Annotated in this window: 10 protein-coding genes; 7 read left to right on the top strand and 3 right to left on the bottom strand. The window is 41.5% G+C overall.

Annotation, left to right across the window (positions count from 1 at the left end; translation table 11 throughout):
- Positions 1–19 precede the first annotated feature (19 nt).
- On the bottom strand, positions 20–2,407 hold the full coding sequence (locus ABZB17_RS02820) for a penicillin acylase family protein (RefSeq protein ID WP_372648001.1): 2,388 nt from the start codon (positions 2,405–2,407) through the stop codon (positions 20–22).
- A gap of 83 nt (positions 2,408–2,490) precedes the next feature.
- Between ABZB17_RS02820 and ABZB17_RS02825 the strand changes: the two genes are divergently transcribed.
- The 5 genes from ABZB17_RS02825 to ABZB17_RS02845 all read left to right on the top strand — a co-directional run bounded on the left by ABZB17_RS02825 (position 2,491) and on the right by ABZB17_RS02845 (position 8,547).
- Complete coding sequence (locus ABZB17_RS02825) at positions 2,491–2,934, top strand: DUF2147 domain-containing protein (RefSeq protein WP_045031956.1); 444 nt, start codon at positions 2,491–2,493, stop codon at positions 2,932–2,934.
- 294 nt (positions 2,935–3,228) lie between these two features.
- Positions 3,229–5,361 (top strand): carboxypeptidase-like regulatory domain-containing protein, encoded by a 2,133-nt coding sequence (locus ABZB17_RS02830; protein ID WP_372648002.1) that lies wholly within the window; start codon positions 3,229–3,231, stop codon positions 5,359–5,361.
- 377 nt (positions 5,362–5,738) lie between these two features.
- The gene (locus ABZB17_RS02835; RefSeq protein ID WP_372648003.1) at positions 5,739–6,368 is read left to right on the top strand and encodes a hypothetical protein; all 630 of its coding nucleotides are present in this window, start codon (positions 5,739–5,741) and stop codon (positions 6,366–6,368) included.
- Positions 6,369–6,539: 171 nt separating this feature from the next.
- Positions 6,540–7,580, top strand: coding sequence for a sensor histidine kinase (locus ABZB17_RS02840; RefSeq protein WP_372648004.1), 1,041 nt, complete (start codon positions 6,540–6,542; stop codon positions 7,578–7,580).
- 199 nt (positions 7,581–7,779) lie between these two features.
- Complete coding sequence (locus ABZB17_RS02845) at positions 7,780–8,547, top strand: LytR/AlgR family response regulator transcription factor (RefSeq protein WP_372648005.1); 768 nt, start codon at positions 7,780–7,782, stop codon at positions 8,545–8,547.
- A 189-nt stretch (positions 8,548–8,736) separates the two neighbouring features.
- Here ABZB17_RS02845 and ABZB17_RS02850 read toward each other — a convergent pair whose 3' ends face one another.
- Both ABZB17_RS02850 and ABZB17_RS02855 read right to left on the bottom strand, forming a co-directional pair.
- The gene (locus tag ABZB17_RS02850; RefSeq protein WP_372648006.1) at positions 8,737–9,954 is read right to left on the bottom strand and encodes a hypothetical protein; all 1,218 of its coding nucleotides are present in this window, start codon (positions 9,952–9,954) and stop codon (positions 8,737–8,739) included.
- A gap of 333 nt (positions 9,955–10,287) precedes the next feature.
- Complete coding sequence (locus tag ABZB17_RS02855; RefSeq protein ID WP_372648007.1) at positions 10,288–11,031, bottom strand: hypothetical protein; 744 nt, start codon at positions 11,029–11,031, stop codon at positions 10,288–10,290.
- A 521-nt stretch (positions 11,032–11,552) separates the two neighbouring features.
- Here ABZB17_RS02855 and ABZB17_RS02860 point away from each other — a divergent pair.
- Both ABZB17_RS02860 and ABZB17_RS02865 read left to right on the top strand, forming a co-directional pair.
- Positions 11,553–12,281 (top strand): hypothetical protein, encoded by a 729-nt coding sequence (locus ABZB17_RS02860; RefSeq protein WP_372648008.1) that lies wholly within the window; start codon positions 11,553–11,555, stop codon positions 12,279–12,281.
- A 60-nt stretch (positions 12,282–12,341) separates the two neighbouring features.
- Positions 12,342–13,583, top strand: a complete 1,242-nt coding sequence (locus ABZB17_RS02865) for a hypothetical protein (RefSeq protein WP_372648009.1) — start codon at positions 12,342–12,344, stop codon at positions 13,581–13,583.
- Positions 13,584–14,096 lie beyond the last annotated feature (513 nt).

Here is a 14,096-nt window from a genome sequence, read left to right on the forward strand (position 1 = left end):
GGGTTGGGGGTAAGCGGCATTATTCCGGTTTTAATTGCATTTCAAAACGGGCGTTATTTCCCACGTTTTGTTTTGAAAACAGATCCGGATGATAGTCGTTACCGAGATACTTCTCGGTTTGATCGAGGTAGAAATCGCTGGCCGGAATACCACTGGTTCCGGTTGGAATAACGGTCTGTGAATCGTCCCAGTTAGCTGTGCTGAAAATATGTCGGTGTGATGCGCCGTGCACGGTTTCATACAATTTTTTATACGAATACGAATACGGGCATACCGTATGAAAACTTCCGGGAACTTCAAAAGGCCCGCGGTTAAGTTTTAGCGCTCTATCCAAAACCGAAACAACACCAAGCGGATGTTTTAAGGTGATTGTATGAATGCTGCCCCACTTCCATTGTTCAATATCCGATCCAAATTGGATGGTCAGGTCGGTAACGGTTTCCCTGAACGATTGGGCAATAATATCATCAAAAGTTTCTTTTTTATCGGTCAAAACATTGTCGGTCCATTGCGATTGTCCTTCAGCCAGCAGGTTTATCATCAGGTTTTCCAGTAACATTTTCTGTCCTAACATTCCCTGGAATAACTCAGGCGACAACTCATCTTTAACCAGATTCTCCATCGATTTTCGGTACAGAATTTCAAAAATGGAGGCTGCCTGACTCTCACGTGTAAGGTTATAATCCCAACTTTCTAATTTATTGAAAGCCGCTTTTTCTGTTTCATTAAAATCCGCTTGCTTTTGTAACGACTCAACAAAAACCGTTGTCATCTGCTCTGCCGTTTTCGATTTCCAGTCGCTATGCATCGCTTTAAAATCATCGATTCCCAGCTTTTCCTTTTCTTCCAGCATTTCTCTAATCCGGTCGATCCGGCTTGGTGTTGCAAACCAGTGACTGATGTAATACGGATAATCGTCGGGCGCCGTTTTGTTGTTGGCCGACGACACGTAGCCTCTTTCCGGATTAAACTCGTAAGGCAGTTCCTCGAATGGAACCATTCCCTGCCAGTCGTATTTACTGCTGTCGCCCGGATAAATTTGAATACCCGAACCGGCGCGAATGGGTATTCCGGCGCTGCATTGTAAACCAATATTTCCTTTCACATCAGCATAAACCACATTTTGGCTCACCGATTTAAACGTGCTTACAGCACTGCGGAAATCGCTCCAGTTGTTGGCACGGTTCAACAGAAAAACGGTGCGAATCTCGTTGCTCATTTCATTGCCCAGCCAGCGAATAGAAAGTGGCGTTTCTTTTTCCTTTTTAAAACGATTCACCATGGGGCCGCGGTGGGTAAACTTCAGTTCCTCTTCAAACTCCTCGCCCTCTTTGGTTTTAATGGTTTCCTTATTAATGTTGAGATCGTGCCAGGCTCCGTCGAACCAGTATTTTGTTGAATCTTCGTTTAATTTCTCGGCATAAAAATCGAGATCGTCTACCATAACGTTGGTCATTCCCCAGGCAATGCTGTCGTTGTGGCCACAAATCACAAAAGGCTGCCCGGGAACCACAAGGCCGGTTACATTCATTTTCCCCTCAACAACCTGGTGCATCTGGTACCAGATTCCCGGAGCAAACAAACCCAAATGCATGTCGTTAGCCAAAAGCGGCATTCCGGTTTTGCTTTTTTTACCGGCGACCGCCCAGTTGTTACTACCGTTAAAAATCTCCGCGCCTAATTCCGTTAAATTTTCGGTGGCGGATAGTAAAGTTTCAGCTGCCTCTATCTCAATATTCCCAAACTCGGGATAAATGGCTGTTTTATGGTTTTTCAGATCGGGAATCAGCTCAGCAATTTTCTCATCCGAGACTTCTGCACGCAACTGGTGCAAATAGTATTCGGTTCCCCATCCCATGGATAAATCCCACGACATGTAACCAATCAGATTTATACAATGCACCGGTTCCCAAGGCTCCGGTTTATACTGCAATACTTTAAACTCGGGAGGCAGCGGATATTTTCGGATGTACTGGTTTATACCATCGGAATACGCTTCGAGCGCAGCCACAATTTCAGGCGATGAACTTGCCAGTATCTTTTCCGATTTCTGCTGAATACGAAGTGCACGCATCATCAGGTCGGTTTCCAGCTGGTCCTTTCCCAATATTTCTGATAGTCGTCCCTGTGTTACGCGGCGCAATAAATCCATTTGCCACAGCCGGTCCTGTGCCATCGCAAAACCCACAGCACGGTACAAATCGGCTTCATTTTCGGCGTAAATATGCGGAATGGCGTGCTCATCGCGAAATATGGAAACCGGCTCACTGAGTCCTTCCAGTTTCAGGCTTTCGTTATAATCAGGCACTGCCGAAGTTTTAACATTCTGCAACACCGCAAAGCCAACAACAACAGCAAGAACAAGGAAGCCAAGCACTCCTAATAATACACGTTTTAAAGTATTCATTTTGAAATTGATTTTTTGGGACAATGGATTACTCTCCGAATTTTCTATATTTAATCCTTAAAAATAATTCAAAATCAGACATTATGAAGAAGCTTGTAATTCTTTTTTTCCTTGGAATTTATGCACTGGCCGGTTTTGCACAGGAAGCCGATAAAATTGTTGGTGTGTGGTGGAATGACGAAAAAACCACTAAGATTGAAGTAGAGAAAAAAGATGGAAAATACATTGGTACCATTGTGTACATGATTCCTGAGAAATATGAAAACGGAGCACCTCCAAAAGATGATGAAAACCCGGATCCGGCATTACGCGACCGCTCGGTGGTGGGGATACAAATTCTTAAAGGCTTTGAATACGATGCCAAAAAAGAAGAATGGATAAACGGAACAATTTACGATCCAAAATCGGGGAAAACCTACGATTGCTACAGCTGGATGGAAGGCGAAGATTTGCTGAAACTAAAAGGTTTTGTTGCCGGAATACGTATGCTGGGCCGTAGTTCGGAGTGGTATCGAACAACATTATAAAAGTAAGACTGAAGTTCGTGCTTTGAAACAATTAGGAAAAAGAAATTGTTTCAGTTCACGGGATACTTTTTCGGAGAAAGAGGGTACTTGGGAGTAAAACTGCCCGGGCACCCTCTTTTTTTATACCTGATTTGTTGAAGCAATCGTATTTTAAATCACTTACTCCCCCACCTCATCAATCTCTAATATCCTTGCAGCGACAATTCATCCCACAAATTCCACAGTTCGGTAAAGCAAATTTCATGAGTTAAAGTTTTCGGCGGAATTTTGAAGCAGAAAACAACACAACAAGTCATGAAAACACTTTTAACATTTAGTTTCATTTTTCTGTCGGTCCTTGCTTCTGCGCAGATAAACATATCCGGAAAAGTTGTTACCAAGAACGGAGAGCCCATTCCGGGAGTGAATATTTACCTTGAAAACACTTACGACGGTGCCAGTTCGGATGGTGAAGGAAATTTCAGTTTTGAAACAACAGAAACAGGCCAACAAACACTGGTAGCATCTTTTATTGGCTACAAAACCTGGAGCCAAACAATTGATTTGCAAAACAACATGGTAATGCAGATAGAACTGCAGGAAAGTGTAAACAGTATTGATGCGGTTACCATAACTGCAGGAAGTTTTGCTGCCGACGATGAATCGCGGGCTTCAGTAATGAAGTCGCTGGATGTGTACACTACGCCAAGTGCCAACGGCGATATAATGGCGGCCATTCGCACTATGCCCGGTACACAGGCTTCTGCCGACGACGGACGTTTACTGGTGCGTGGTGGCGATGCTTATGAGACTTCCACCTACATCGACGGGCTGGTTGCAACAAAACCTTATTACTCCAAAACTCCCGATGTGGCAACGCGCGGCCGATTCGCACCTTCATTATTTAGCGGTGTTCAATTTAACACAGGCGGTTATTCTGCCGAGTACGGCCAAGCACTGTCTTCTGTTTTGGTATTGAAATCTACCGATCTTCCGGAAGCAGACAACACCGGCATTTCGTTAATGACCATTGGAGCCGAGGCCAACCGCACCGAACGTTGGGAAAATACATCATTGAATGTATCGGGTGGATATACCAACCTTAGTTTATACGACAAGGTTTTTAAAAGTAATGTGGATTGGGAAAAACCTGTGGAGTCGGTAAACGGAACTGCAGTTTTTCGCCATAAAACAAGCTCAAGAGGTATGCTTAAAGCTTATGTTACGGCCGATTATGGCGACCTCGCGTACCTCGTTCCGGCCGGTAACGACGGAGAAAAAATGAAGATCAGCAGCAGAGGAGGAACAGTTTATTCCAATCTTTCGTACCGCGACTGTTTTTCAGAAAAATCGTGCTATCGCATCGGAATTTCTTCCACCTATCAGGACAACCGTTTGGGATTGGGAGCTGACGATGTAAATACCAAAGAACTGAATATTGAATCGCGATTTGCCCTCGTGCATGATCTTTCCGAAGGTGTGAAACTAACCTGGGGAGCTAATGAAACTTACAACAAATACGATCAGGATTACATTGAAAATGAAGGCGCAACGTACAATGGCTCTTTCGACGACCATTTGCTTGGAGCTTTTGTAGAGCCGGAGATCAAATTCACAAAAAACTTTGGTATACGTCCGGGATTGCGCACCGAATACTCGTCGGTGATTAATAAATTGAACATGGCGCCACGCTTTGCCCTGGCTTTAAAAACCGGAGAAAAAGCACAATTGTCTGGTGCCTGGGGATTGTATTATCAAACGCCACAAGCAGACTACCTGAAAATAAACACCGATCTGGAATTTGAGCAGGCGATGCACTACATTCTCAGCTACCAATTTGGTGATAACTCGGAGCGTTTGTTCCGCACCGAAGCGTATTACAAAAAATACAATGACCTGATAACTTATTCGGTGGGCGAAAACGGATTGCCGGAAAATCTGCTGAACGATGGAAGCGGTTATGCCGCAGGTTTCGATATTTTTTGGCGCGACCAGAAGAGTATAAAAGGATTCGATTACTGGGTTACCTATTCCTACATCGATACCAAACGAAAATACCAGTATTACCCTGAAAAAGCTACCCCTTATTTTATTTCCGACCACAATTTTTCGGTAGTGGGAAAATATTGGGTGAATAAAATAAACACGCAGTTTGGCGCTTCATTTACAGCTGCCAGCGGACGTCCGTTCAATGATCCTAATTCTTCGAAGTTTAACAGCGAGCGCACCAAAATGTATTCCGATCTTAGTCTGAATATGAGCCATGTGTTTTACATTGGCAATCAATATTCGGTGTTGTACTGCTCGGTAAACAATGTTTTGGGAAATAACAATGTGCTGAGCTACCGCCCCATAAATGTTGCCGATGCCCAGGGCAACTACTCGCTTGTTCCGGTAAAACGCGATTTGAAACGTTTTGTATTTATTGGTCTTTTCCTGAATTTTTAAAGAAAGTTCTAATTTGGTTTTATTAACCACCTCCCATCCCGATAAGTCGGGATGTACTCCTCCTAAAAGGAGGAGAAATTTCGTATTCCAATTTAAAATCTAAAATAACAACCATGTGTGCAGCACGAAAACTTCCCCTCCTTCCAGGAGGGGGGTACCGCGTTTACGGCGGTGGGGTGGTTAACTATATTAATCTGAAAAAACAACAACTTTAATGGAATCTCGAGTTCCACTCTATCACAAAGAATTATCCAAAAGCTACAATTCATCTCATAAAATCAACAGTTCGGTAAGGAAGAATTTCAAAAGTGCCCTTTTCAGCGGAACTTTGAATCAGCAAATAAATCAAACAGTAATAATCATTAATACTTAAAGTCATGAAAACAATTATCACCATCTTACTCGTAGCCATATCAACTACCGTTTTTTCTTCGAAGTACGAAGAAACCATGAAAACAAACATCGACAAATTATACCAGCTGCACACTTCTGCCGAACTGCAGGTCTTAGCCAACCAGTTTGAGCGTATTGGCAATGCCGAACAAGACAAATGGCTGCCGAACTATTATGCAGCGTATTGTTTTATTCGCTCTACCTTTTTTGATGAAATGGATACCGATGCCAAACATGCCCAATTGGACAAAGCGCAGGCTTTGGTGGATAGGCTGATGAAAACAAACGACGACGAATCAGAAATTTATGCTTTGCAGGCTTTGTTGTATCAGATACGGATAACCGACATGAGCAAGGGCGCCAAATATTCGATGAAAGCATCGGATGCCATTAAACAGGCGGAACGTTTAAATCCGGAGAATCCACGGGTATATTACCTGCGCGGAAGCAATACTTTCCATACGCCCAAGTTTTTTGGTGGCGGTGCCGAAAAAGCCAAACCCGACCTGGAAAAAGCGGCCGAAATGTTTGAATCATCGCAACTAACCAATCCCTTAATGCCAACCTGGGGCAATGTGCATAACGAGCAGTTGCTTAGCCAGTGTGAAGAGTAAGTTCATTAGATTGATGGAGATCGATTACAGATTAAAAAAAGATTGACAGGACTGATGGAGATTGAGGTAATTCACTTCGCTCCATCTTTCTATTCCGATTAACAATATTATCTTCAACTCATTTGTAATTTTACTATCTTGAAAACTCAAAAATCAAATAAAACAAAACAAATGCGCAAGCGCGTAATCATCAATTGGCTGGTAGCCGCTATTATTTCAATTCTAATTGGCATGGTAACTTCTGTTCTTATGGGCGGATCGTTAAAAGTCCCCTTCAGGCAGTTTCTGTGGAGTGCCGGTTATTCGTTAAGTCTGGGCCTCCCGCTGTTTACCAACGGATACCTTTTCGGATGGTTCGAAAAACGTTACATCGATTGGGTAAATCGTCCGGGAACAAGCGTAGTTCGTGCCCTGATTATGCATCTTTTATATTCCAGTTTTGTCATCTGGACCGTTAACTGGTTTTGGTTTATTCATGTTATGGATCGTGAGTGGGCCACATTCTGGGAATACAACCGCGGAACCATTATTGCGGAGTACATTATTTTTATTATCGTAGCATCGATTATTTATGCCATTTCGTTTTTTAAAGCCTGGCGATATGCGGTACGCCAGCAAGAAGAGGTAAAACGCGAATCGCTGGCCTTACAATACAAAGTGCTGCAGGATCAGATCAATCCGCATTTTCTTTTTAATAGTTTGAATGTGCTGGGGAGCCTCATCGATATTGATGTGGAAAAAGCTAAACAATTTACGCGCGAGCTCTCGAAATTTTATCGCGATGTGCTGCAGTTTAAGGATCTTGATATTATATCGTTAAAAGAAGAGATCGATTTTGTGACGAAATACATTTACCTGCAACAAATTCGTTTTGGCGAGGCGCTTCAGGTGGATATTATTGCCAACGAAAAGGTGGAGGGGAAAGTTATTCCGCTATCGGTGCAGGCACTGGTGGAAAATGCGATTAAACACAACGAAATATCAAAGGCTAATCCGTTAAAGATTGTGGTAGCTATCTCCGACGATTACGAATTGGTGGTGGAGAATAACCTTCAGCCAAAAACGCAGGTGGAAGACAGCAGCAAAACAGGCCTGAGAAACATGGCCGGACGCTATGAATACCTTACCGGAAAGCAAATGATCGTTTCGAAGAACGGCGGTTACTTCCGGGTTAGTGTTCCGCTTATAAGAGTTGAAGTGATGAGGGATTGAGGGACTGAGGAAATGAATTTCGATTGAAGAATGATGATTAACGATTTTCGATGTTTGCAGTCGCAGTTTGCAGTATCTTATCCTGAGTGGAGTTGGAGGATGGAAGGACTGAGGGACTGAGGTTTGAATGCTTTAATGCGGAAATGCTTTAATGAAAAACTCGCGGCTCGAAGCTCGTGACTCGTGACTTGAAGAAAAAATGAAGATACTGATAGTAGAAGATGAACCATTGGCAGCGGCACAGCTGGCTGTGCATATTTCGGCCTTACAACCGGAAGCAAAAATTGTGGCGGTGTGCGACACTGTAAAAGCTACGGTTGACTGGTTGCATAACAACGAAGCGCCTGAACTGGCATTTTTTGATATTCAGCTGGGCGACGGACTGAGTTTTGAAATTTTTGAACAAACATCGTTTAACCAGCCTGTAATTTTTACCACGGCTTACGACGATTATGCCATTCGTGCTTTTAAAGTGAACAGTGTGGATTATTTATTAAAACCCATTGAACGCGAAGAGCTAAAAAAGGCGCTCGATAAGTTTGAGCAGCTGGCCAAACCCGTAACATCTTCTTTTACTCCCGATATCCTACACGAGGTTATGACCTCGCTGAAAAAGAAAAATTACAAAGAGCGTTTTTTGGTGAAAGTAGGTACCCATCTTCGGGTAATTGAAACTGCCGATGTGTTGTATTTCTATAGTTTTGAAAAAGGTACATACGCCAAACTTTCGGATGGGAAGGATTACCTGCTCGACCAGAGTCTGGAACTGGTGGAAACGATAGTTGATCCGAACCTGTTTTTCCGTATTAACCGCAAATATTTGGTGGCTTTAAAAAGTATCAGCGATGTTATTACCTACAGTAACTCGCGTTTAAAACTTAAGGTACAACATGCGAATGACGATGATTTTTTGGTGGCACGCGAGAAAGTGAAAAGCTTTAAAACCTGGCTCGAAGGTGAGGTTTAGTTAGCAGTTTTCAGTTGTAGTTGACAGTTAATGTTGGCTGAAGTTTGAAGAATTGGAACGCCGATGACGTTGATTTTGCTGATTTTCGCAGATATTATTAACAGGCTAACGGATTCGAGCGGTGGCTATGGGTTGTTTGGGTTAACCTTGTTATGTTTTTCCGGTATTACTTAAATTTTCCGGATTCATTTAATCTATCCCGAGGTAGTGGTTTAAAAAAGCGGCGCGTGCTACTTCTTCCGGGTTGTCTTTATTAATCAATGTTTTGTCGAGCTTGAATAAATCACCACAATCTGCGCTTTTAAAAAATTGTGTTAAACGCTCATCATTTTTAATATCCGAATTTATAAATATGTCGAGCTTATCGATGCCGAGGTATTTTTTGTCTTCCTTTTCCAAACCAATATTATTTAGCTTCTGTCCTTCGGGTGTGCCGTTATTTGTTAAAAACAGGAAGGTAAGGATTACCAATTTATTGCCCGTTAATTCGGCTTTCAGATAACCAACCTTAACTTTTCCGTAGGTTACCGGAAAAAGATAACTTTTACCGGTTTCTATCTCTATGGGTTTGTTGTACATGGCCATTACTACCAGCGAATAACTGATATGAAAGAAATGTATTCCGAGGCGCTCTTTTATTCGGGCGATGGCATGTTTTTGTATAAATATTTTTATACTAAGGTTATGCATCATCGAGTTAATTCCGAAATATTCGGCTTTCACCTCGAAAGGGACAAATTGCTGTTTTGTATTCAGAAAGAGGTGATATATTGTTCTGGGATTATTATCCTTTTTCCATATTTCTTTGTCAATTTTACGGGCTTCAATGTGGTAATTATTAAAGAAAGGTTTCTGACTTAATTGGCATAGTCTTTCATCGTATTCCTGTTTTACAAAACGAATGGTATAGTTTGTAAGATCGGAAAACGACCATGCCATTTTTTCAAGATATCCTGTGAATTTATAATAAACATCAAAACGTCGTTCTTCGAATTCTTTGGTTTCGAATACAGGAAAATAAGAACGAAACCGGATATTATTCTGCTCTTCTGCATTCCGATAGTAGAAATAGAGTGTTTCAATATAAAATGAAAAGTCGTACAGGCTTATTTTTTTTCCGGCCAACTCCACATGGCTGTCATTTAAGAAATCACTCACAAATGTATTTATAAAGCGTATTTCTTTGGCGCTTAGTTTTTTCTCTTCCTTTTCGGCATTAACTATTTTGTAGGGACGTATACGGCAATGATGCAATAGCTTTTTCTCTATTTTATCGAAAGTATCGAGTGCACGAGCATCGCCTATCCTATTCATATTATATTCCAGGCGCTTATAAAACAGATTGTACTGATGTTTACGCTCTAGTTTTATTTGCTGCGTATTGTTTTTCTTTTTTCTGCGTTTCATTGGGTTTGAGTTTGACTTATTATGACTTTAATGAAGGAGTAAATTGGTTGTTTTTATAATTAAGTTGCTTTATTGAAAGTGTAAGTTGGTTTTTCAGAAATGTAAGTTGATTTCTTGAATATGTAAGTTGGTTTATTGTTAATGTAAGTTGATTTATTTAAAGTATAAGTCATTTTGTTGAAAGTGTAAGTTGATTTGTTGAAAGTGTAAGTTGATTTGTTGAAAATCAATGTTGTTCTTTTTTACTATTAAGTTGACTTATTGCTGAGGATGGTAGTTTATTACGATAATCGATCCGGCTATTTGTATAACCGGACCGATCATTCACATTTATTAGGTTATTTTAACAAATCTCAGTTTGCTGATTTGTTTGTATTGCGGACTTGTTGCGCCAAATATGGCTTTTACGTAAGTTTTTACATTTCCGGCCGTTTCAACCAACCCGGTAGTGGGTGCATACAGTATATTGTTACGCTGAATACGTGCGTTGCTTAGTGGTACTTCGGCGTTAATTACTGCGCTGTTTTTTGCCTGGAGCTCGTTGCTTAAGGTAGTTAGTGTTGCTACTTGCAGTTCCACTTCGTTAGGTGCATACTCGGGAATGGCCGATAGTAGTTGAATAAACTTTGCAAAGTTTTCTTCGCGGCTGTCGTAGCTCATTTGCGAGGTAGAGCGTGTTTTTGTTTCGGTTGTTTCTTCGCCCTCCTCCCCGTTTTCGGGAGCTGTAGCTTTTGGCGTGGCGCGCTGGCCTTTAATTTTTCGGGCCACAGTATTTACACTGTCGTAAACCTCTTTGCTAACGCCCGATACTTTAAGCATGTTCATTACGCGGGTTACCAGTTTGCTCAAGGGATCGAAAACTACTTCGCGGGCAGCAACGGCGTTGTTGTATGGCCCCTGTGCAGAGTAAATGGCATCGAGGGTTGCCGTAGCATCGGTGGCTACTGTTTGCAATGCGCGTAAAGCTATTGCTTCGTTTGATGGGTTGTAGGCTTCGCCGTAGCCTGTTACAAAAATAATTAGTTGGTTAAAGTTGGCCACATTTACGGCATGGCCGGTTTCTGATTTACTAGACATAAGCATAATAATTTTAATTTATTTATAGTGTTGTTTGTGGTTAAACTCCAAATGCAGAAACCTGAAATTATTTGGGTTATGCGTGGTATGGAATTAACCTATGTGCAATTTATAACAGAGAATTAAATTAAACCATGTTTTGCAACATATTGAAGATAAGCATCTTCAAATTTTTATTAACAATATAAGCAGGAGCGCTGATGACGCTTATTTTGCTGGATACTGGTTGCTGGATACTGGTTACTAGATACTGGTTATTGGATACTTGCGACTTGTAGCTTGCAGCTTGCGACTTGTAGCTTTTCCCATGCTAAAGAATTCGCGCGGGAACAGTGGATTACTGATAAGCCTAACTTAACGTTTACAGACAGAAAACTGCTGTTTGCCAGCCCGGCAATTCGGTTTGTCGTTTATTCTGTTTTTAATGCGTTTTTACAGCTCAAAATTGTAACCTAAAAAGCATTACAATAGTCAAATCCGGCGAATAAAAACCATTCAAAAAAAATAATTAATTAAAAACCATGAAAACAGTAACTACTACAACTACGGCAATTATTTTGCTGCTATTATTTTTCGTATCAAACCTTGTATCTGCCACCGGGCTAAAAGATTCAAAAGCCGAAAAGGTGTTAAAAAATTATGTAGCGGCCATTGGTGGAGAAAATTCGCTGGCCAAAATAAAGAATATGGTTAGCGTTTCGAAACTACAGTTTGTAGAGTCGGGCTTTTTGCTTGATCGTAAAATTATTGAAACACCCAATCGGTACTACATTAAGGTAACATCGCAGGAAACAGGCGGCGTTGTTCGTGTTTTTGACGGATCGGATTGTAAAGAAGAACGGCTGGGAGTTGTACGTGATATCGCAGGCGAAGAGAAACAGAGTTTTTTGAATTCCGCGGCCTTTTTACGGTATGCCGGTTGGGAAAAGAACCTGGCGGAATACACCTACTCGGGTGTACAAAAGGTTGATGGTGTTAAAATGCACAAACTGGATGTTGTGTCGGTTTATGGGCAAAAAGAAAGCTGGTATTTTGATGTAAAAACCAATTTGCTTGTTCAAATTGAAGAGGAACTTGATATGCCCTACGGAAAATCAACCGCCACTACGGTTTATTCGGATTACCGCGATGTTGACGGAGTAAAACTATCGTTTCAGCAAACGATTAAAATGCCCGGGCAAACACGAAAAATTACTTTTTCTGAAATCCAGGCCAACCAGGAAGTTGATGCCTCAGTTTTCAAACTATAAAAACCGGTTAAGCGCTTCACAACTTAGCCTATTCTAATACCGACTCCAACAACGTAAATCATGAAAACAATATATACTCTTTTCATTTTGTTTGCGACTATCCGTTTGTGTGGACAGCCGCTTAACTTTGTTCCACTGGACGAAAATTTTTCCGGGGTACTGAAATTCCACGCCGTTGATACCGTGTGGGTTATTTATCCTGAAGATTATGAAATAACCCATGCCGATTCGGCCTTTGTTGAAGGTTATTTCTTTTGGAACCAGGTGCAGGCAAAACCTGTTTATACTTACAAAAGTGAATTGCATTTGTCGGCAAATGATTTTGATAAACACCTGCAGTTTTACGGCCCCTTTTCGAAGTATAAAAACAGCAGTATTCTGCAGATGCCGGTAAAACAAACTAAAAACGGTTTCTCATTTAAGGATCGTTTATACGAAAGTGCTGACGATGCCTTTTTTTATATGAATGACAGTGCCACAAATCTTTATACCTGCCGAAATTCGGTTGAGGCAAGCTTTCCGCTTAGGGAAATGCCACTGGGGTTTTATCCCTTAAATATTTTGCACGGCAGTGAATTTGTAATCAATGGTTATGCAAACAATATTGAACAACTGAATGATTTAAACACACTTCGTGCCCGGTATTTTAGAAATCCAACGAAAACCAGGTTTATGGAAGCCTTTTTTGCCGGGACTTTCAGCGACGAAGAGCGAATGGAAAAAATAACAAGAGCAACGGATGATTTTATTGATTCGTTGTGTTGTTACCTTCATCAGGATGCCCGAAAAGTACCTGTTACCAAAGTTTATTTTTACGAAACGCGGCAAGATTTGCAGGCTTTTTTAGCGCAGCCTTTGTTTCAAACCATTTACGGAAAATCGTTGCCGGGTAACAACCATATCACGGGGCTGGAAACACAAACACTATGGCACGAATTAGGTCACACGGTGATTGATGCCACAATCGGCAAAAATCCGAATCCGTTTTGGCACGAAGGTTTCAGACAGTTTACTGATTACAATAAAAACAAAGATGCTTATAACAACGACCGTCGAATTACAAAAGAGCATATTGATTCGCTTTCGCCGGATTTGATAAGCAGTAATACCGGCTTTTTTAATGCCTGGCACAATTATTCCATTTCAGGTATGTTTGTTGATTATCTTATCAAAAAATACGGACTGGAAGATTTTATTGCTGCCTATCGGAAAAATGAGTTTCATGAACTTTTTATCCGGCACGGGTCGGATTTTGAGAAGGAAACAGAAGCCTTTAAAAGATCGATTGACCTTTTGAATTAAAAGAACAAAACACGAAAAAAACTACTACTGATAAAGAACCGTTCTGCCAGAAAAAGAACGGTTCTTTACTGTTAAGAAACGGCTCTGAAAGTATCTGGGTACTGGATGCTGGATGCTTGCTACTTGTAGCTTTTCCCATGCTAAAGGATTCGCTCGGGAGCAGGGAGATTGCTTCTCCCGATTCGTTCTACTCATCGGGATCGCAATGACGATATGTTTGATAAGTATCAGCCGCGGACAAGAAGTATAAAGTGAAAACAAATTCGTTGCCGTCCGCGGCATTCGGTACAACAAAAGCCGTCATCACGAGGGAGCAGTCCGGCAAACGACGGACGGGGACCGAAGTGATCTTTGTATTACAAGACTGGATAACCCGACGCTGCGGTCGGGATTTTCGCTTCGCTCAACTGGATACTTGTAACTTGTAACTTGTAGCTAGTGGCTAGTGGCTAGTACAAACGTACAATATCCAACTATTGAATCCTTTGGATAAAGCTCCTTAATCGCGGTAAC

It is taken from the genome of Draconibacterium sp. (genome assembly GCF_041583095.1).
GTDB lineage: Bacteria > Bacteroidota > Bacteroidia > Bacteroidales > Prolixibacteraceae > Draconibacterium.

Bases quoted from the DNA above. Each gene is read 5' to 3' on its own strand.
- ABZB17_RS02840 (WP_372648004.1), top strand. From the start codon at position 6,540: ATGCGCAAGCGCGTAATCATCAATTGGCTGGTAGCCGCTATTATTTCA.
- ABZB17_RS02860 (WP_372648008.1), top strand. From the start codon at position 11,553: ATGAAAACAGTAACTACTACAACTACGGCAATTATTTTGCTGCTATTA.
- ABZB17_RS02835 (WP_372648003.1), top strand. From the start codon at position 5,739: ATGAAAACAATTATCACCATCTTACTCGTAGCCATATCAACTACCGTT.
- ABZB17_RS02820 (WP_372648001.1), bottom strand. From the start codon at position 2,407: ATGAATACTTTAAAACGTGTATTATTAGGAGTGCTTGGCTTCCTTGTT.
- ABZB17_RS02865 (WP_372648009.1), top strand. From the start codon at position 12,342: ATGAAAACAATATATACTCTTTTCATTTTGTTTGCGACTATCCGTTTG.
- ABZB17_RS02850 (WP_372648006.1), bottom strand. From the start codon at position 9,954: ATGAAACGCAGAAAAAAGAAAAACAATACGCAGCAAATAAAACTAGAG.
- ABZB17_RS02845 (WP_372648005.1), top strand. From the start codon at position 7,780: ATGAAGATACTGATAGTAGAAGATGAACCATTGGCAGCGGCACAGCTG.
- ABZB17_RS02825 (WP_045031956.1), top strand. From the start codon at position 2,491: ATGAAGAAGCTTGTAATTCTTTTTTTCCTTGGAATTTATGCACTGGCC.
- ABZB17_RS02830 (WP_372648002.1), top strand. From the start codon at position 3,229: ATGAAAACACTTTTAACATTTAGTTTCATTTTTCTGTCGGTCCTTGCT.
- ABZB17_RS02855 (WP_372648007.1), bottom strand. From the start codon at position 11,031: ATGTCTAGTAAATCAGAAACCGGCCATGCCGTAAATGTGGCCAACTTT.